General features: G+C 39.4%; 18 protein-coding genes. 12 read left to right on the top strand and 6 right to left on the bottom strand.

Translation table 11 applies throughout. The features are described from left to right. Nucleotides 1–154: 154 nt before the first annotated feature. On the bottom strand, nucleotides 155–1357 hold the full coding sequence (locus NYE23_RS06760; RefSeq protein ID WP_341076490.1) for a hypothetical protein: 1203 nt from the start codon (nucleotides 1355–1357) through the stop codon (nucleotides 155–157). A 677-nt stretch (nucleotides 1358–2034) separates the two neighbouring features. Between NYE23_RS06760 and NYE23_RS06765 the strand changes: the two genes are divergently transcribed. From NYE23_RS06765 to NYE23_RS06780, 4 genes are all read left to right on the top strand, one after another. Further along, on the top strand, nucleotides 2035–3444 hold the full coding sequence (locus NYE23_RS06765; protein ID WP_341076491.1) for a sigma-54 interaction domain-containing protein: 1410 nt from the start codon (nucleotides 2035–2037) through the stop codon (nucleotides 3442–3444). A gap of 119 nt (nucleotides 3445–3563) precedes the next feature. Then, nucleotides 3564–4310 (top strand): acetoacetate decarboxylase family protein, encoded by a 747-nt coding sequence (locus NYE23_RS06770; protein ID WP_341076492.1) that lies wholly within the window; start codon nucleotides 3564–3566, stop codon nucleotides 4308–4310. A 108-nt stretch (nucleotides 4311–4418) separates the two neighbouring features. Further along, complete coding sequence (locus tag NYE23_RS06775; RefSeq protein ID WP_341076493.1) at nucleotides 4419–5870, top strand: sodium/proline symporter; 1452 nt, start codon at nucleotides 4419–4421, stop codon at nucleotides 5868–5870. After that, entirely contained in the window at nucleotides 5867–6583 is a 717-nt protein-coding gene (locus tag NYE23_RS06780; protein WP_341076495.1) for an acetoacetate decarboxylase family protein, read from the top strand. The genes NYE23_RS06775 and NYE23_RS06780 overlap by 4 nt, the downstream gene beginning before the upstream one ends. 572 nt (nucleotides 6584–7155) lie before the next feature. On the opposite strand, the gene NYE23_RS06785 is transcribed toward NYE23_RS06780, so the two are convergent. Together NYE23_RS06785 and NYE23_RS06790 are read right to left on the bottom strand one after the other, a co-directional pair. Then, a complete protein-coding gene (locus NYE23_RS06785; RefSeq protein WP_341076497.1) occupies nucleotides 7156–7383 on the bottom strand; it encodes a hypothetical protein in 228 nt (75 codons plus the stop codon). A 199-nt stretch (nucleotides 7384–7582) separates the two neighbouring features. After that, nucleotides 7583–7798, bottom strand: coding sequence for a hypothetical protein (locus NYE23_RS06790; protein WP_341076498.1), 216 nt, complete (start codon nucleotides 7796–7798; stop codon nucleotides 7583–7585). A 369-nt stretch (nucleotides 7799–8167) separates the two neighbouring features. Here NYE23_RS06790 and NYE23_RS06795 point away from each other — a divergent pair, with 369 nt between their 5' ends. Beyond that, nucleotides 8168–8347: a hypothetical protein gene (locus NYE23_RS06795; protein ID WP_341076499.1), complete on the top strand. Its 180-nt coding sequence runs from the start codon at nucleotides 8168–8170 to the stop codon at nucleotides 8345–8347. Between the two features lie 172 nt (nucleotides 8348–8519). On the opposite strand, the gene NYE23_RS06800 is transcribed toward NYE23_RS06795, so the two are convergent. Then, a complete protein-coding gene (locus tag NYE23_RS06800) occupies nucleotides 8520–8663 on the bottom strand; it encodes a hypothetical protein (RefSeq protein WP_341076500.1) in 144 nt (47 codons plus the stop codon). A 185-nt stretch (nucleotides 8664–8848) separates the two neighbouring features. After that, nucleotides 8849–9070 carry a hypothetical protein gene (locus NYE23_RS06805; RefSeq protein WP_341076502.1) on the bottom strand — a complete coding sequence of 74 codons (222 nt, stop codon included), beginning with the start codon at nucleotides 9068–9070 and terminating at the stop codon, nucleotides 8849–8851. Nucleotides 9071–9536: 466 nt separating this feature from the next. Here NYE23_RS06805 and NYE23_RS06810 point away from each other — a divergent pair, with 466 nt between their 5' ends. Both NYE23_RS06810 and NYE23_RS06815 read left to right on the top strand, forming a co-directional pair. Next, on the top strand, nucleotides 9537–9845 hold the full coding sequence (locus NYE23_RS06810) for a YciI family protein (protein ID WP_341076504.1): 309 nt from the start codon (nucleotides 9537–9539) through the stop codon (nucleotides 9843–9845). 1055 nt (nucleotides 9846–10900) lie between these two features. Beyond that, entirely contained in the window at nucleotides 10901–12550 is a 1650-nt protein-coding gene (locus NYE23_RS06815) for a multicopper oxidase family protein (RefSeq protein WP_341076505.1), read from the top strand. Between the two features lie 575 nt (nucleotides 12551–13125). On the opposite strand, the gene NYE23_RS06820 is transcribed toward NYE23_RS06815, so the two are convergent. Beyond that, nucleotides 13126–13524 (bottom strand): DUF1259 domain-containing protein, encoded by a 399-nt coding sequence (locus NYE23_RS06820; RefSeq protein WP_341076506.1) that lies wholly within the window; start codon nucleotides 13522–13524, stop codon nucleotides 13126–13128. Nucleotides 13525–13702: 178 nt separating this feature from the next. Between NYE23_RS06820 and NYE23_RS06825 the strand changes: the two genes are divergently transcribed. The 5 genes from NYE23_RS06825 (at nucleotide 13703) to NYE23_RS06845 (ending at nucleotide 18313) form a co-directional block, all read left to right on the top strand. Next, on the top strand, nucleotides 13703–16027 hold the full coding sequence (locus NYE23_RS06825; protein ID WP_341076508.1) for a xanthine dehydrogenase family protein molybdopterin-binding subunit: 2325 nt from the start codon (nucleotides 13703–13705) through the stop codon (nucleotides 16025–16027). Then, nucleotides 16024–16872, top strand: a complete 849-nt coding sequence (locus NYE23_RS06830; protein WP_341076510.1) for an FAD binding domain-containing protein — start codon at nucleotides 16024–16026, stop codon at nucleotides 16870–16872. The genes NYE23_RS06825 and NYE23_RS06830 overlap by 4 nt, the downstream gene beginning before the upstream one ends. Then, nucleotides 16859–17338, top strand: a complete 480-nt coding sequence (locus NYE23_RS06835; RefSeq protein ID WP_341076511.1) for a (2Fe-2S)-binding protein — start codon at nucleotides 16859–16861, stop codon at nucleotides 17336–17338. Before NYE23_RS06830 ends, NYE23_RS06835 begins: the two co-directional genes overlap by 14 nt. A gap of 188 nt (nucleotides 17339–17526) precedes the next feature. Then, on the top strand, nucleotides 17527–17664 hold the full coding sequence (locus NYE23_RS06840; protein WP_341076512.1) for a hypothetical protein: 138 nt from the start codon (nucleotides 17527–17529) through the stop codon (nucleotides 17662–17664). Nucleotides 17665–17821: 157 nt separating this feature from the next. Further along, nucleotides 17822–18313, top strand: coding sequence for a fasciclin domain-containing protein (locus NYE23_RS06845; protein ID WP_341076514.1), 492 nt, complete (start codon nucleotides 17822–17824; stop codon nucleotides 18311–18313). Nucleotides 18314–18668 lie beyond the last annotated feature (355 nt).

An 18668-nucleotide genomic window follows, 5' to 3' on the forward strand; every position in this document is an offset into this window, starting at 1 on the left:
TGAAAAAATATCTGCTATATCTCCATCAATTATTTATGATAGCTATTACACACGAATCCTCTTTTTGGCATGTTAAGCTCAAGATAGCTGAGCTGACATATGCAAAAAAAAGCGGTGAATGCAGTTTTCCGCTGTTTTTTCATAAAGCACCAATTCATTTAAAATTATAACCGTATAAAATTTCATTTATATTAAAACGATATTCCGATGGTAATTTATCAATTTCACGCGAAACCTCTGCCCTAAGACTATTTCTGCCTTTAATAATAATTTCATTTTTCTTTATATGTATTTTCCCTAAACTATAGGGTGCATAATATATATCTAATTTATCTATATCTGCGATTCCAGTCTTATTAGTATTTATTTCTGTTAATCTCAATTTAAATACAGCCTTTGTAAGATGGCTGTGTGGAACATGGTAAACGATTTTCACAAGATAATCTTTATTTTGGGCAGCAGCATAAATTAGTTCCATATCAATTCCGTTTTTGGCTATATTCTCAATTACACTTTCAATTTTGTCTTTTTCTAAATGGTCAAAATCAGCAATCAGCCTTAGACCTTCACACATGGAATGAAACACTATATTTGCTTTGCCTTTGTCATCTGCTTGGTTATACGCAGATAAATTTAATGTGGAGTACGTGTATTTAAAAAATTCGTCAATAGCAATTGATTGTTTTGCTTGTTCCATTGTTTCACCAATACTGAAATAAATCTCGTCATAATCAGGTGACTTTAATTCGGCTTTTCTCAATAAATTACTAAAGAGTTCAGAGTATATATAATCGTATGGTGCTAATGTATTCCGTTCAAAATGGTCATATAATCTAACACCAATAATTCGTTTCATTAATGGTCTAGGATTAATCTTACACGAATATATCAAGCTATCAACACGTTTGACGGTATTCAAATAATTAATTTCTTTTTCTTTTTTTGCGTAGTTTTTTAATTCCTCATCAGTCTGTGGAGCATTATTAATCATTTTTTTAAGGCTATTTAATAACTTATCTTTATTAAAATCCAGCTCTTCTTTTACCTCTATTTGTGGAACCATATTTATTGCTTCTTCGACCTTCGATAATCCATGTTGAAAGTCGATAATGTTTAACTTCGTGTTATTAGTAAAGTTTCCCTCAATTTCAACTTCAGCAATAATTTTATATAGCGATTTAAGTTTAAATTTCTTCTTTGGTGGAGCATTGTTAATAAAACGAATTAGTATGCTTTCAAAAGTTCGTCCATGAAAATCACCAATTAGATGTTCATTTAAAAATGTATCCAATACACTTAAAGATTTATTTTTCTCTTCTTTGGAACTGAAATCTTTATATTCGATTAAAAACCGCATAGGCAACTCCCCTGTAATAAAATCCGTCATTAGTTATTTTATCAATACTATCTGTTAAAATTAACCACCACGTATAAATTATACGGGCATACCATTATTTTAATCTAACAGTCTGTTAGGTGGAATGGGGTAAAGGAATACGATGAAGATTCTAGTGAATTGACTCAGATTAGACTGTAATGAGGTAAAACTATTGAGAAAGATATCATGACTTACCTGCAGTACGATGGCTCCAAAGCGTAACTCTCTATAACTGTAAACAGTGGGACGATTCTTGCGATTCACTCTGATACGCCGGAGCCGTCATTGTGTTTTATCTTACTGTCTAACAGGCTGCGTAAGAAGATGTTTAGCAGGCAAGACTCTGAAAAGGGCCGACAATGATTGCATACTGAAATTATTGCCATTTTGAAGGGGAAGCCCAAAGCTACAAAGCAGATTAGGAAAGAGCAGAGTAATAGGGGGTGTTGCAGGCAGGGTTCAGAAATGATTCCAACTCTTCCGATACTGTAAAACTTTACTTTTCAAGTGGAGGCACTTTTCTTGAATTCCATCTGACATCACTACAATAACAGTAATTTTGGAACACAGGACTATTTAATATACATGTCGAAAGGAATGATAAACGTTCATTAATTATGAAGGGAGAGAAAGGAGCTAATTAAAGCTCAATACCTATGACTATAGACCAATGGAAGACGGATATTCTTGAAAAAATTCGTGTAGGAATTATGGCGATTGATAGTAACTATAACATTATTTTTGTTAATAAAGGTGCTTCTGCAATTGGGCTTAGTGCCTTGTCTGTAACAGGTTTATCAATTTTTGAAGTTTTCCCGAATTTAAAAGAGAGTGAGAGTACATTTTGTAAAGTAATTCAGACAGGAAAATCTGTAATAGACAGAATTCAAACCTTCGTAACAAGTAAGGGCGAACGGCGGACAGCTTTGACATCAACATTTCCAATCATTCAGGATGGGGAAATTGTGGGGGCTTATGAGTTGTTTGAAGATGTTTCAGCTGTTACACGACTTGCTGATGAGCTGGAAACGTTACGAAGTGAAAAGGGAATTGCCAAGAGGAAACAGCCAACGAAAGTAATAGAAACAATGGACACTAATATAATTGGATTGTCTAAAGCGATGAGAGATGTCAAACATGCGATCCCTAAGCTGGCTGGAACTTCTTCACCATTATTATTATATGGAGAAACCGGAACAGGGAAGGAAGTTGTTGTCAATGCGATTGCCACTGATAGCGGGTGCAGCTTAATTAGCCAAAACTGTGCGGCTATACCGGAGAATCTCTTGGAATCTATTTTATTTGGTACAACTAAAGGAAGTTTTACAGGTGCAGAAGATCGCAAAGGTCTTTTTGAACAAGCGGATGGTGGAATTCTATTTCTAGATGAAATCAATTCCCTTCCGCTTACTCTTCAGGCCAAACTGCTGCGGGTTGTTCAAGAGAAGAAGGTTCGGCGGTTAGGCGATACGAAAGAGATCTCAATTAACGTTAGATTAATAGCAGCGACAAATGTTCATCCTTCTTCTTTATTAGAGTCCGGAAAAATGCGCAGTGATTTGTACTATCGTCTGCATGTTATGTATCTTGAGCTTCCGCCTCTTAGAAACAGAAAAGTAGATATCCTGCCTTTGACCATGCATTTTATTTCTTACTTCAATGAGGAACTATCCAAGAATATTCAAGGTATTGAAGACGAAGCAATGGTCACTTTACAAAATCATAATTGGCCTGGAAATGTAAGGGAATTACGGAATTGGATTGAACGGGCTATGAATCACGCTAATGATTCAATGATAACTAAAAAAGATTTGCAGCCTCACACCTATTTGGCAATTGAGACCCAGTCAGAGAACTTCCAGCTTTCACTGGGTCTTTCTCTCAGAGAACAGTTGAAAAGAGTGGAAGAGAGTATGATTAAACAAGAGCTTGAACTTACTCATGGAAATGTTTCAAAAGCGGCGAGGCGATTAGAGCTTCCTCAGCAGACAATGAGCAGAAAAATTAAGGAGTATGACTTACAAAGTTATGTTTATGAGTTGAAGTTATTAAATACCCAAAATTGAGTAATTACCTATAAAAACACTCGAAAATGAGTAGAGTTTTGGTGAAAGGGCCATTTCTTAACTGAATTCATTTTGGCACAACTCTTGCAGACTATATAGGCAGAAGGGAGAGGAATGAAATGAAAAAGAATATTTATGAAATTTTACCGGAATATGCACCTCTTTATCCAAGTCTGCCTTATGTCTACAAGGACTATGAAAAAATTAGCATTTATGCAAAAGGAAAGAAGGAAATCCTAAAATCGTTTTTGCCAGCAGAGTTTGAATTAACTGGAGATATTTTTGAAGTTTTTGTTTTGAAGAATAATGAAGTTGAAGGATTGGATCCCTATTCTGAAGGGGGACTCATAATACCATGCCAATATAAGAATCAAAAAGGCGCTGTTATGGCTTTTGAATATGTGGATTCAGATGATGCCTTATGTGCAGGAAGAGAAATTTGGGGCTATCCCAAAAAGCTTGGAAAGGTTACATTTGAGAAAAGCAGCACCTCAATTACAGGGAAAGTTTACAGAAAAGGAAAAGAAATCATTAACGTAACACTAGTTAAAGAGAATATGGATGTTGAAGTACCAGTTCTGTTTCCAAGACTTCAGGTTAAAAGAATGCCGGGAGTTGAAAATGGGGAAATTGATCTGAATTTAGTAGTTCAAAACGAATTCCATCAAGTTTTTACAAGAGATGAGTGGTTTGGAAGAGCTTCATTGCGATGGGAAGAATCCGCTCAGGATCCATTATCGCTTCTCGGACCAATAGAAGTTCTTGGAGGAAAGTATGTGAGAGGAGGGTTTACACTAGATTATGGGAAGATCATTGATAGGCTGCCATTGACGAAAGCTGCACTTTCATCAAAAGGAGGCGTTTGAAATGAAAAATGAGATGTTAATTTGGTTTTTCTATGTTATTTCTCCAATTTTGGGCCTGGTATTAACTTTTGTTTTTAATAAGTTTGCTTCCCGAAAGGATGAGATGAAATGATTGCTGTATTCATTGGATACTTGATTCTTGTATTTTTTGTAGGATTTGCAGCACAGCGTTTCATCTCTAAAAGTGAGGAAGGCTATTACTTGGGAGACCGTAACTTTGGACCAGTGGCAACTGCAATATCCGCTGGGGCCTCAGATACAAGCGGATGGATTTTTATTGGAGCTGCCGGGTATTCCTATGTTGCCGGAATCTCTACAATGTGGATGCTCCCTGGTTTTATTGCTGGATATCTATTAAATTGGTTTGTAGTAGCTCCACGCTTTCGGCGTTCGGGAAAAGAATTGGGTGCATTGAGTTTGCCAGATTATTTTAGTAAGCGTTTTCATGATCCGAAGAACTCATTGAAGATATTAGCAGCAGCTATTATTGCTATTTTCTTTATCGCGTATATGGCTTCACAATTGACTGCAGCCGGCAAGGCTTTAAATGCCATAATTGAATTTGATTATAACTGGGGATTAGTGCTGTCTGCAGCGTTTGTAATCGGCTATTCAATATTTGGGGGTTACCGTTCTGTCGTCTGGACTGACGTAACCCAAGGTCTGATTATGATGGCGGTCCTTGTTATATTCCCTCTTTATATGATTCTTTTTCAGCTGGGCGGTTTCAGAGAGTTTTTCACGACATTGGAAATGATCGATCCTGTTCTATTATCAGCAGGCGGGGGAACAAGTGGTGCTGTAGGGTTCGGTGTAATCCTTGGCTTGATAGGGTTTGGATTAGGGGAACCAGGGCAGCCGCATATCATTCAGCGTTTTTTATCCGCTAAAGATGATCAAACGATTCGACAAGGTTCTGTTATTGCCATGGTTTGGGTCATTATTGTTATGACCGGCTCCAATTTGCTGGGATTAATAGGGAGAATCCTTGTTCCAGTAATAGATGATCCAGAGTATATTTTTCCCCAAGTCACTATGGATATCATGCACCCGATCATAGCAGGAATTGTAATTGGAGCTATTTTTGCAGCTATCCAATCCACTTTTTCATCACAATTAATGGTTGCTACACAGTCAATTGCAAGTGATTTGTTAAAGTCTATTACTAAAAAAGAATATACGTCAAAACAAAATGTGACCATCAGCCGCATAACTATGATTTTGTTGGGAGTATTATCAACCGGACTTGCTTTAATGAACCTAAAAGCCGTTTTCGATCTTGTATTATATGCATGGGCAGGGCTTGCAGCCAGTTTTGGCCCATTATTAATTTTCAGCTTGTATTCAAATAAGGTAACACGGCAGGGCGCGTTTTGGGGAATGATTACTGGTTCTGTTGTAACTATCGTTTGGATCAACGCATCTTTATCCAGCTATATTTATGAAATTATTCCTGGAATGCTGTCTGCCGCTATTGTAATTTATTTCGTAAGCAAAGCAACAGCAGAGAAAGAGACGCAGCTAAAAAATGTCCATGATCTGAAGGAGGATATTACTTGAATAACGCACCCTTACACGCACCATTGTATCCCTCGCCGTTTGTACCTTATGAATGCTTGGGGCAGAAATCATTGGCTGTTTATTTTCGTCCAAATCGTAAAATACTCGAAGAATGGGTAAGAACTACTCCATACAAATTAGAAGAGGAAATTGCTGCAGTCGTAGCCACTGATTTTTCAAGTTGCGATAAACTGGGTTTTATGGACTTCTCTATTATTGTTCCAGTATCGTACGAAGGGAAAAAAGGGGGATGGTATGTGTTTGAATACGAAAACAATGATGCTGCCATCGCTGCAGGAAGAGAGCTTTGGGGTTATCCCAAAAAGTATGCATCAATCACCTTAGAAGAACAAGGTGATCGGATTATTGGCAAAGCCCAGAGAAAAGACGGATTAATGATTGAGATTGCAGGTGAATGGGAAGAAGAGCATGATCTTGGAGAGATCACTCTCACACCTCACTTTAACATTAGGACAATTCCAAATCCGGATAAACCAGGCGTATGGAAGCATCAGCTTATAGAAAGAAACACAGCCCCAGACTTTAAATTACTCAGGAGCAAAACGATGAAAGGTTCAATAAAAATTGAAGGACCAACTGAAAATCCGGTGCACCTAATAGACACTGGTGATGTTTTAGGTGCTTGCTTTACTGAAGGAGACTTTTTTGCAACAGAGAAAAACGGGTGGGGTAAAGTAATAAAGGAATGGTGAAATCTGGTAAAGTTAATCTTTTACAAAAAATATTGGGTTAGACTGGTTCTCTTATGTATGAATGTATTATAGGGCTAGTACTTTTTATATTATTCAGTCAAGCCAGCTACTAACATTCTTTGGATTATTTCCTAATATAGAACACTTTTAATAAAGTTATGTTTTCTGTTAGGACGTCTTCCTTATAGCTATTGGTGTAGTTGAATAAGCATAGGGGCGGTACTGGCGATTTACTCAGATACGCCGAAACCGTCCCTGTGTTTTCAAGAAAAGTGGTACGGCAATAAGAGAAAGGGGGTAAGAGGAATATTCGTTTTATAGGGCAGGACCATAAACCAGATATAATGCAGTTAAATCGATAATAAGGGATAAGATAATGACTATTCAACCAGCTAAGAAAAGACATGCTGTGTTACCTTTTTTCCTGTATTCTAACCAGTTCAGCTAAAAGAATACCCTAACCTCTAGAAAAACTCCGATTGGCTATGTTGAAGGATTAAAAATCCCTGCAGATTAACAGTATATCATCTGGCAGGGTTTTCTTTTTTAACTTGTTTTTTTAAAATTTAGTGTTACTTGTCTTTGTTTTTCCCGTTTTCATCCATTGCTCCTGCGACTAGGTCATTAATCAAACATCGGCGGACTGCATTGCAGAAATCTCTGCCTTCGATATAAGCGTTTACTTTCACATTAAAACCTTCCTCAACTAGACCTGCTAACTTTTCTGAATCACTTGCTCCTAACACAGAATTTCTATAATAATATTGGTTTCCATTTCTGTCATATTTTCTTTTAGACAACTCTTCTCCTCCTTTCGCTATCATTGAGTCAAATTTAAAAGGGTTTGGCTGTTCTTTTCTATGAGTCTTAAAAAACAAGAGATTTATTATCATGCTGCTGGAGCTATTGCTAAAAGGCAATCAATTTGTACAGCATTGCCCATTCTGCTAAAATATCCCGAGAGTCATTCGGCAATCGGGATATTTAGTTTATACATAGTTAGCAACGGCGTTTCTTTGGTCTATCATCTTCATCCATTAGTCCTTTGACAAGGTCGTTGATCAAGCAGCGGCGTGTTGCATTGCAAAAATCTTCTCCATCAATTGATGCACGAACAGGCACTCGGAAATCTTCATCAAAGAGATCTGCCAAACGTTCTAGCTTATTATTTGAAGCACCCGCAACACCATTATTATTTTTTCTATAGGATCCCATTCAATTCACCCCCTTTGCTGTTTGATACTTCAGTGTATGTTTGATGACATGTGTTGAAAGGGACAAGTTTATTAGAAATTGGAAAATGTGTATTAATCCAATAACTATGAAGGTTTCAAAAATAAACATAGGAAGAAACATAAGGACGGTTCTGGCGATTCACTCTGATACGCCTGAACCGTCCCTGTTTTTCCACTTATTGAATAAGAGAAACTAAGCCTCCATTTAAATTTACAATGGTCAAATGTCAGAAAAAATGATGAAGTAATTGCCTGCCTATTAATAGGAATTTTTTTTAGAGCTTAAAATAGCGCTAACCAACTATACACCTGTCCCTGCGTTTGAATAATCTATTATGAAGGAGGTGAGATGAAAATGTTAGGGGATTCGAAAGAGAATCAGTCAAGCTGTTCTTCCGGAAGAAAGGTTAAAACATTATTTCCACAAATTGAAGTTGTGCCCAGAGGTAATCTGGGAGACACTTCAGAAGACAATTGTGAGTATTATTGCATCGGCTATGTTTGTGTTAAAGTCTGCTATGGAGAATAACCAGCTTATTTTGACCATGAGCGTGTTTATGCGCTCAGGTATACATAACAGGACTGCTCTTTATCATTTCTTTTACTCAGCCTAAGGTCTTAAGTAATGGAGTAATTTTTTTTTTTACGGCCTAAATATTTCATCATAGATATAAAGAGAAAAAACCACCCGAAGTGGTCTTTTAATCTCTCATTGCTCCTGCCTCTCTGGCAGTCATTGCACCTTGCCCCCGGCTTACATCTTTTTGAATTTCCTGTTTTACTTTTTGTGGATCAGTTCCGGCAGGTTTCATTATATTGTTCTTCGCTTGTTGCTCCTGTTGCATTCAGATCCCTCCTCAATTTTTAACACAAACTTATAATTAACAATAAAACACTCATTTATCAGAGGATTTGAAAAAAAGTGAGGAGATCAGTAAGCCAAGAAGAACACATTTTTGAAGAGATTAGCCACCGCACAGGCGGCTTTTTCTTTTTGATTGACCCTCTGTTGCAGGGATTTATTCCATTCCTATTTAGTCATAGTAAAGACTCTTCCATTATTTAACTCGCACCAATCTAAGTCGTCATATGTTTCCTTATTTCCATACTTATTAAAAAAAGCTTCCTTGTTATCGAATACTTCCATTAAGCCATTTTCCAGTAATGTGATCATTTGAAAAGTATTTAATTTAAAAATGCTGGAGACAGCTATTAATTCACCTATATGGACGTTGTTAGCAACATTTTCCATAATTTGCACTCCTTTTTAGAAAAAATCACTCATATTTACTGTTCCTAATAGAAATAACCCTATGTGTACTTAACAATAAAATATATTTTTAATCTTAGCTGAACAGATGAATGTATGCGCCGCCCCTTCCAACACTAATTCAAAAGAAAAGAACTGACTGTTAGCTGACATAAAACAGCAAAAACTCGCCAGGGTAATGACGAGTTTTTCTGTTAAGAGTTGATCGTTAGAAAACGCTTTATTGTGTTATTATTTGGTTAATGGATGCAGCTTATACGAAAGTGTGGGCAGCATTTACTGATCATTCTGATTTAGTGACTGTATGGAACACAGCCAGAGAAGCGTTTGGTCCACACTATGTTCCCAGTAACTTATCGGGAGTCACTGTTTTGGGTTATGAATATCAAGTAGTTGAAATAGAAGCAGTCGCTGCACTATCGAAAAAAAGTCAGAAGGGGATAAATTTATGCAATTTATTATTATGGCTTATGATGGCACTGATGAGAAGGCCTTGGAAAGAAGATTACAGGCAAGGGAAGAACACTTAAGAGGTGTAGAGAAGAGATGTAAAGAAGGAGAGCATTTATATGCTTCAGCGATACTTGATAATGAAGAAAAAATGATTGGCTCCATGATGGTTGTGGAGTATCCATCAAGAGAGGAACTGGACCTATGGCTTAAAGAAGAACCTTATGTAACCGGAAAGGTATGGGAAAATATTGAGGTTCGCCCTTGTAGGGTGCCACCCATTTTTATGCAACTACATTCGAAATGAAGCTCATTTTACATCAATCTGAATTTGAAAACCGGTTAAACGATTGTTTTCTGCCGTCTGTAAAAGTACTGGCGGCTTTTTAGCGTAAATGTAATGTTCTAATCTCTTCCCTTTGGTGCTAATGTAGTTAATCCTCTGATTTATTTAAAGAACGATCGGTATTCTTATTTATTCTCCATATAAGATATTCGGTCTGTAACTGGGACCATACAAAGCCGCCGACCATTAAGGCGAAGTAGAGTTTCCTATCTTGTTTATTTTCTGATTTTCTTCCTGCAAATGCAGTAAGAAAAGCTGCTAGGACGTGAGCCAATACAGGGAGAAAAGTTCTCATCTTTGCCACTCATTTCTTTTTAATTTTTATTCAGGAATTTATATTTGTTTTCTTTAAACTACAAGCAAAAACTTACTAGTGTTATCTATTCTTCCTGTTTAGCAAGATCAATATTCAGCTGAAAAACGTTCCCCGTTTTTCACCCACTTTCGAAATGAACCAGGTAATAGAGCTTAGGGATCAATAGCTTCCTTGTGTTTTACAAAAAACAATCTAAATTGTAAAGAATGATAAAAGAATGATTACTGCGGCTATACCACTCCATGATTTTCCACCCAGCGAATGAATAAGAGCAAACATAAGGTATGCTTATTTAATATGATTTATACACTTTTTGGCCATTAATGGTTAAAGTCATAAAATCATTGCTCTCAGGTTAGTATGATTATTGCATGACGTAACTTCTTCAAAACCGAAATCAAAGCCTAACGCTGCTCCTTTAGGGCTTAAGTTAACAGATGATGAAATTACAAACGGACTGGCATATAAGCCCGTTACATGCTCTTTAGCTTTGTGCAAAGGGTTTTGTCTCTGTTAAACAATGTTGTTAATTAATTATTGCTGCCGGTATTGGCGGCTTTTTTTTAATGACAATGTCTATTGACTGGTATTCACACATTTTTACACCTTTCCAGTATTGGCCGGCACAAACTATTTTTTTATTCATTTACTATTAATGAAGCATTAGCTTCTACTCTATCAGAAAAGGAAGGTGAATTTTATGAAGGAAGAAATGGGGAGTCTTGAAACAAATGAGTGTCTTGAATATAAAGAAGGTGTAGCAGTTAAGCAGCCAGGTACAATCCAAAAATTTGCTGATGAGCTCTCGATCCCAGCGGTACTCAATCCGACGTCACAAGGAGAAGATGGAGCCTATTATGAGGTTGAAATGAAGTGTGGAAAGCACCGGTTTCATAGGGACTTTAATGAAACCGTTATCTACGGCTATGAGGGGATGTATCCTGGCCCTACGATTGAAACAATGAGAGGACAAGCGGTAAAGGTAAAATGGATCAATAATTTGCCATTGGATCACTTTTTGCCAGTAGATAAAACGCTTCACGATTCTGCGGGTAATCCTGAGGTGCGTACGGTCGTGCATCTTCATGGCGCGAATGTAGCACCTGACAGCGATGGTCATCCTGAAGACTGGTATATACGGAACAACGCGAGAGTATTTGAATATCCAAATGACCAGCAGGCAACAACGCTTTGGTATCATGACCACGCTTTGGGAGTAACAAGACTCAATATTTATGCCGGACTGGCAGGCTTCTACCTTATTCACGATGAACAGGAACTATGCCTTGACCTCCCAAAAGGGAAATATGATATACCGCTGATGATACAGGATAAAACCTTTAGGGAAGATGGTTCACTTTTTTATCCTGCAAACTCTGTTCCTCCATCTCCCGTAAATCCATCAGTCGTTCGTGCGTTTATTGGAAATACGATGGTGGTTAACGGAAAGGTATGGCCGTATCTTAACGTAGAGCCCAGAAAATACCGCTTTAGAATGTTAAATGCTTCTAATACAAACGGTTTTACCTTTAAACTCTGGGACAAACACCAAAAAGAGCAGCCCTTCTATCAAATAGGCACGGATGGCGGGCTGATAAGCAAATCAAAGCTCCTGAAAAAATTTCCGCTTGATCCTGCTGAACGATTAGATGTGATCATCGATTTCTCGAAATTTGCTGGTCAAACGATTACGCTTCGAACAGAAGAATTGAATCTTCAAGGGAAGCCTGAAACGTTTAAAGAGGATGTTATGCAGTTCAGAGTGGGCCTTGAGGCTGATTGCGAAGATAGAAGTGCCATTCCAAAGAAGCTGCGCCATTTTCAAAAATTAGACCCTAAAAAGATTCATCCAAAACCAAAAACAAGAAGATTTGTCATGACTGAAGATCCAGATGGACTAGGAAGGCTTAAGCTGACGATCAATCACCTTGGATTTATGGATGCTGCTACAGAAACACCAGAGATTGATAGTGTTGAGATTTGGGAGTTTGCCCATCCTACTTTTAATCCTGATAGTCCTCTTGGCATTCCGCCAAACATTACACATCCCATTCATCTTCATCTTGTCCAATTCCAAATACTCGAACGCCAGGATTTTGACGTAACGAAATTTAATGAAAAAGAATGGATTAAAAATGGAAAAGGTATAAAACTTGGAAAAAAACATCGTCCGGACCCCAGTGAAATAGGATGGAAGGATACGGTAAGAGTTGAGCCTGGTAAAGTAACGAGAATTATAGTTCCCTTTAAAAACTATACAGGAGAATATGTATGGCACTGCCACATTCTTGAACATGAGGATCATGACATGATGAGACCGCTGATTATTATGGACAAGGATTGTGAGTAGGTAAATCTATTATAAAAAAATGGATCAAGCCTGTTATTATTAAGGTTGCTGATAATCTACTAAGGTAATCCAAATAAAGAGAATGTTCTGGAGCTGTCAAAAAATGCAGTAAAGTAAAAGTATTGCTGGAGATAAAGCTCCTGGGATGGCAGAAAAATAAAAAATGAGTGGAAGCCGCTTGCTTCCACTCATTTTTTAAACTTTCCAAAGCGCAGGTTCGGGGACTCTATTGCATTTTACCTGCCTATTTGCAAGTTTGCCTGGTCTATTTGCAAGTTTGACGGGTCTATTAGCAAGTTTGCTCATCTATTTGCAAGTTCGGCTGGTCTATTTGCATTTTACCTACCTATTAGCAAGTTTGCCTGGGTCTATTTGCAAGTTCGGCTGGTCTATTTGCATTTTACCTATCTATTAGCAAGTTTGCCTGGTCTATTAGCAAGTTTGCTCATCTATTTGCAAGTTCGGCTGGTCTATTTGCATTTTACCTATCTATTAGCAAGTTTGCCTGGTCTATTTGCAAGTTTGGCTCATCTATTTGCAGCCATTTATTTTCCCTCCAAATTCATGATAAAAGACTATCCATACATCTTAATGGCATGAAAGGCTTCCGCTGCTTTTTGCGCGAAAGCTAAAGGAGGCTCAACTGATTGAAAGTGAATGTAAAGGATGTGGGGCTTTGCGAACAGCCAGTGGTTGTGCAGGGCACTGATGATCACTCCGTTTTTGACTAACATCTGTGTAAAAAGAGGAATTTCCTCTTCCAGAAGAACTGTTTCACCAAGGTTAAGTGCATTTCCTTGATGGTCCAAAGACTCAAACGAAAGCGCGGCCCCCAATTCCCCTTTGCTTGGCCGTCCCTGAATGGCAACGTCCAGCTTCCGTTTTATCTCCACAGAGCATACTCCATTTTCAAGCTTCATTTTTCCCTTTAATATATGGGCGTATTGATGGCATAAAGTCTGGTATCCGTTCACGCTGAATGACCACCTTATCTTTTTTTTTATATAGAAACTATGAATATCTGCTTTTTTTATGACATAAAAGCTGTGCGGACCTCCTGAAAAATCATATTCAACTCCCGGAGAAATTAGGAATGAACAGCTCCATCTCTACAATATATTGATAAAGGGTGTTCCCGGGAGGTGGAATTTGATGAATATTATCGGAGAAAATGTGATTCGCAAGGAAGCAAACGACAAGGTGACGGGAAGGGCAAAGTATACGGCAGATGAACGTGGAGACCATGCACTTCATGTGAAAATGGTCATCAGCAAGTATGCTCATGCCCGGATTGTTTCCATTGATCTTTCTAAAGCGAGAAAGGTTCCAGGAGTTAGAGCGATTATAATAGGGAGCAAAGATCTGCCTTTAACTGGTGAAGAAATCAGAGACCGTCCGCCACTTGCGTTCGAAAAGGTCCGCTGCCACGGAGAGCCTGTCGCCCTGGTTGTCGCTGATCAGCCCATCATTGCCCAACAGGCTGCCGCTTTAATTGATGTTACGTATGAACTTCTCCCCGTTGTCCATTCTCCTTCCCAAGCCCTGAAAAAGAATGCCCCCCTATTACATGAAAATTTAAGTTCATATGATAAATTAGGTGCTGCGTACCCAGTGCCCAATTCGAATATTTCCCACATAACCAAAATCCGTAAAGGAAGCATGGAAGATGGCTGGGTGCAGAGTGAGGTCATAGCGGAGGAATCCTTCCGGTTTTCTCCTTCTGATCATGCAGCGATGGAGACACGCAGCGCCTCCGCAGAAATCAAGCCGGATGGGTATGTACATATCACGACTTCTTCTCAGGCACCCTTCATGGTCAAGAAATTGTTAAGTACTTACTTTCAGCTGGATACAGGCAAAATAATCGTTGAGACACCCTTTGTCGGCGGCGGATATGGGGGAAAGGCAGCTGTTCAGTGGGAAATTCTTGCCTTTATTGCATCCCGGGCAGTCGGTGGGAAAAAGGTGAAGCTTACCTACTCCAGAGAAGAAGATTTAATAACAGCACCATGTCATGTCGGTCTTGAGGCCAAAATCAAATTAGGATGCACCAGGGAAGGAATTCTAAAAGCGGCAGAGATGATTTATCTTTTCGATGGCGGAGCTTATTCTGATAAAGCCATTGATGTCAGCCGTGCCGGAGGGGCAGACTGCACTGGGCCCTATCATATTGAACATGTGTGGTGCAATTCATTGTGTGTCTATACCAATCATCCGTATGGCAGCCCTTACCGCGGATTTGGCCATTCCGAGGTGCTGTTTGCATTTGAGCGGACAATGGATATTCTTGCACGTAAATTGCAGCTCGATCCTCTCGAATTCAGAGAAAGAAACGCCATATTGCCAGGACATACAACACCGACACAGGTTCCCTTAAATACTAGTAATCTCGGGGATTTGCCGGCATGCATCGAACGCCTGAAGGAGATTGTGAAGTGGGATGAGGGTGCAGTACAGGTACTGAATAAGCGAAGGGTGCGTGTGAAGGGAATATCCTGCAGCTGGAAGACCTCCACCATTGATACGAATGCAAGCTCCGGTGTTCTATTAACCTTTAATTCTGACGGGAGCATTAATCTGATTTCCGGTGTGGTGGAAATCGGAACAGGCACCAAAACTGTCCTGGCGCAGATCCTGGCTGAGCGCATGAAAATGAACATGGATCAAATACATGTGAAAATGGAAATTGATACCCGTTCCACTCCGGAGCATTGGAAAACGGTCGCAAGTCGCGGGGTATTTATGGCTGGGAATGCTGTGTTGCGGGCTGCTGAAGATGTAATACGGCAGATCAAGGCTGTTGCTTCATGTGTTTTGCTTACTGCCACGCAAGAGCTTGATGTGGCTAACGGAAGAGTGTTCCTAAGAGATGAACCTGAGACAGGGCTAGATCTTAAGGACGTCGTTTACGGTTATACTTTCCCGAATGGCAACACGATTGGGGGACAGATTATTGGGTATGGTTCCTACACCTTAAGGAGGATGACCTATCTGAATCCGGAAACCGGTGAGGGGAAGCCAGGTCCTGAGTGGACCGTCGCGGCACACTGTATAGAGGTTGAGTATGATAGACGGGATTATACTTATCGTCTGATAAAAGCGGTTACTGTAGTGGATGTCGGCAAAGTTCTGCATCCTAAAATGGCGAGAGGGCAAGTAATGGGCGCTATGAGCATGGGTCTTGCCTATGCGGGCAGAGAAAGCTTCATCTTTGATGAACTGGGAAGGGTAATCAATCCGCAGCTGCGGACTTACAGGCCAATTCATTATGGGGAAAACCCCGAATATATTGCAGACTTCATTGAAACTCAGCAGAAGGATGCCCCTTATGGAGCAAGGGGTGTTGGTGAACATGGTCTTCTGGGAATGCCCGGTGCGCTTGCTAATTGTTTAAGCACTGCTTCAGGTATAGATTTAAATCAGCTCCCTTTAACTCCGGAATATATCTGGAAAGTAAAGGAGGCGAAATCGCATTGATTCCTTTTGATTTTGAGTATTATAGACCAGCAGCCTTAAAAGAAGCGACCAATTTATATAAGGAGCTGCTGGAGTCCGGGAAGGAACCTGTCATTTTTGCAGGAGGAACGGAAATCATTACACTTGGCCGGCTAAATGAGATGAAGACAGGGGCCGTTATTGATATTAAAGGTATTCCTGAGTGCAATACTTTCGGTTTTAAAGGAGATCATTTGTTTACAGGTGCCTCCCTCCGATTAACCGAAATAGAGGAAATCAATCTCTTCCCGCTCTTAAGCAAAACAGTGAGTGAAATAGCTGACCGGACAGCGAGAAATAAAATAACGGCAGGAGGAAATATCTGCGGGCAGACATTTTACCGTGAAGCCGTATTGCCATTTCTTTTAACCGACAGTGAAATGATGATAGCACATAGTAAAGGCATTCGAAACGTTCCGATACATGATATTTTTAAAGGCCGTCTTTTGTTAAAGCCCGGAGAATTCCTTGTGGGAATGAAAACACATAAAAAGTATCTACATGTCCCGTTTGAAAGCATTAAAAGGAGGCGCCAGTGGGATACGGGCTATCCGCTGCTTACCGCAGCTGCTGTCAAGGCTGAAGGCAGGATCCGAATCGCGATCAGCGGCCTGGCTGATTTTCCTTTCCGAGCTTTCCAAATAGAAGAAGCTCTAGGGAGCAGGGGAACTGGTGTGGAAGAAAGAGTGGCCGAAGCCATCCGTACTGTTAATATGCAGGTTCTGGATGACTCCGAAGGTTCTTCTGAATACCGGTTATTTGTTCTGAGGAACATCCTGTTGGATATAGCTGACAAATTAGGAGGAGAGCACTTTGGAGGATACTAGCTCCTTGCATACGAACGCTCTATTGTCTGTAAATGGGGAAGAAAAAAGAGTTTACTTTCGAAATGCAGAACTTCTATTAGGGGTGCTGCGCAATACTCTTGGATTGACAGGTGCAAAACCAGGCTGCCTAAATGGAGACTGCGGTGCATGTACGGTCAATATAGACGGAATAGCCCAGAAGTCATGTCTGGTTCTGGCCATTGAAACAATCGGCAAAGACATTACCACTATTGAAGGGATTCAGGAACCAATCCAGGGAGCCTTTATTGAACACTTCGCCTTTCAATGCGGATACTGCACTCCCGGCTTCATCATGAACTGCCATTCCCTATTGCTGAATCGCACCAATCCCTCTGATGAAGAAATAACCGAATGGCTGGAGTCGAATATTTGCAGGTGTACAGGATATCAGGAAATAAAGGAAGCTGTTAAAGCAGCGATAGAGATTTCCAGAAATAATATCTAATGTTTTAAAGTGAGAATGAAAGCGTGCTAATGCCAGCTGTTTGTTGTGAAAGATTACTAAAGCTCCTTTGCTGAAGCCAAAAAAGGCATTAAAGCACCGATGGCTCCGTCACTTATAAAATGTCTAAGTGCAAACATAGAAGCCCGATTTGGTTGAAGAGAGTAAGAAATGGTCGCCATGGAGGTCTCATGAAGCCCCAAATGGGTGGAGAGCGAAGGAAATGGTCGCCATGGAGGGTTCATGAAGCCTCAAATGGGTGGAGAGCGAATGAAATGGTCGCCATGGAAGGCTCAATCCTTACACATAATGAATGGTGCGTGCCTTAAATAAAAAAAGGCACGCCTATTTTGTATGAAACAAATCAAATTAATTTTATAAAAAATTATTCCACTCTGGATAAAACTTACAATCAAACAAATAATAAAGTTTGGAGTTTACATAGTTGATTTGTGTAAACCATTTTTGAAAAAGGAGGATTTTCAAATGAAAAAATTAGCTGTCATTTCCATGGTTTTTATGATGCTGCTTTCCTTCTCTGGACTGGCATCAGCTGCAGAAAACAATGGTACTAAGAAAGACATCGTTGATACTGCTGTACAAGCTGGGGATTTTAAGATCCTGGCGGCTGCTTTGGAGAAAGCAGGGCTGATTGAAACGCTTAAAGGTGAAGGACCATTCACTGTATTTGCTCCAACAGATGCGGCTTTCAACAAGCTTCTGAAGGAATTGAACATTACGGCAGAACAGTTATTGGCAAGAAAGGATCTGAAGGATATTTTGCTTTATCACGTGGTTCCGGGTAAAGTCATGTCTTCTGATTTGAAGGATGGAATGAAGGCAAAAACACTCGCAGAAAAAGAAGTGACAATTTCCCTTAACCCTGTTAAAGTCAATGATGCAACTGTGGTAACACCTGACATTGCAGCTTCCAATGGTGTAATCCATGTCATTGACCGGGTATTATTGCCGAAATAGTTCAGAGAAGAGACTGAAATTACCTCGGGGTTTCAGTCTTTTTTTGTCTCCTTTTCCACTAATTCAAGAATGATCCTGCTGAGAGGGGTCTGTCACAAAATGTTCGAAATTAGAGAAAAATTTGATTTTTTCACCCTGTATTTTATGAAAAAGACTGAAAAGAGTCTTTAAAGAAGTAACTTGTGATATAAATCACAAATAAAAGTCTCATGCACGGTTCGAAAATTAAGCAGCTCATTATATTTTGTTTTCCCGCTTCTGTCAATAGTAAGAAAACAGGCTAAGTTATTAAAATGTGTCTAAGAAAGAAGGTAGCAAGTGTGTTACTAAAAAATGATTTTACAATAATCAGACA

Source organism: Cytobacillus sp. FSL H8-0458 (assembly GCF_038002165.1).
GTDB lineage: Bacteria > Bacillota > Bacilli > Bacillales > Cytobacillaceae > Cytobacillus.

Excerpts from the sequence above, each read along its gene's own strand:
- NYE23_RS06845 (WP_341076514.1), top strand. The coding sequence starts at position 17,822 with ATGAAAAAATTAGCTGTCATTTCCATGGTTTTTATGATGCTGCTTTCC.
- NYE23_RS06805 (WP_341076502.1), bottom strand. The coding sequence starts at position 9,070 with ATGGAAAATGTTGCTAACAACGTCCATATAGGTGAATTAATAGCTGTC.
- NYE23_RS06800 (WP_341076500.1), bottom strand. The coding sequence starts at position 8,663 with ATGCAACAGGAGCAACAAGCGAAGAACAATATAATGAAACCTGCCGGA.
- NYE23_RS06790 (WP_341076498.1), bottom strand. The coding sequence starts at position 7,798 with ATGGGATCCTATAGAAAAAATAATAATGGTGTTGCGGGTGCTTCAAAT.
- NYE23_RS06810 (WP_341076504.1), top strand. The coding sequence starts at position 9,537 with ATGCAATTTATTATTATGGCTTATGATGGCACTGATGAGAAGGCCTTG.
- NYE23_RS06840 (WP_341076512.1), top strand. The coding sequence starts at position 17,527 with ATGAAGCCCCAAATGGGTGGAGAGCGAAGGAAATGGTCGCCATGGAGG.
- NYE23_RS06765 (WP_341076491.1), top strand. The coding sequence starts at position 2,035 with ATGACTATAGACCAATGGAAGACGGATATTCTTGAAAAAATTCGTGTA.
- NYE23_RS06795 (WP_341076499.1), top strand. The coding sequence starts at position 8,168 with ATGAAAATGTTAGGGGATTCGAAAGAGAATCAGTCAAGCTGTTCTTCC.
- NYE23_RS06825 (WP_341076508.1), top strand. The coding sequence starts at position 13,703 with ATGAATATTATCGGAGAAAATGTGATTCGCAAGGAAGCAAACGACAAG.
- NYE23_RS06775 (WP_341076493.1), top strand. The coding sequence starts at position 4,419 with ATGATTGCTGTATTCATTGGATACTTGATTCTTGTATTTTTTGTAGGA.
- NYE23_RS06815 (WP_341076505.1), top strand. The coding sequence starts at position 10,901 with ATGAAGGAAGAAATGGGGAGTCTTGAAACAAATGAGTGTCTTGAATAT.
- NYE23_RS06760 (WP_341076490.1), bottom strand. The coding sequence starts at position 1,357 with ATGCGGTTTTTAATCGAATATAAAGATTTCAGTTCCAAAGAAGAGAAA.
- NYE23_RS06770 (WP_341076492.1), top strand. The coding sequence starts at position 3,564 with ATGAAAAAGAATATTTATGAAATTTTACCGGAATATGCACCTCTTTAT.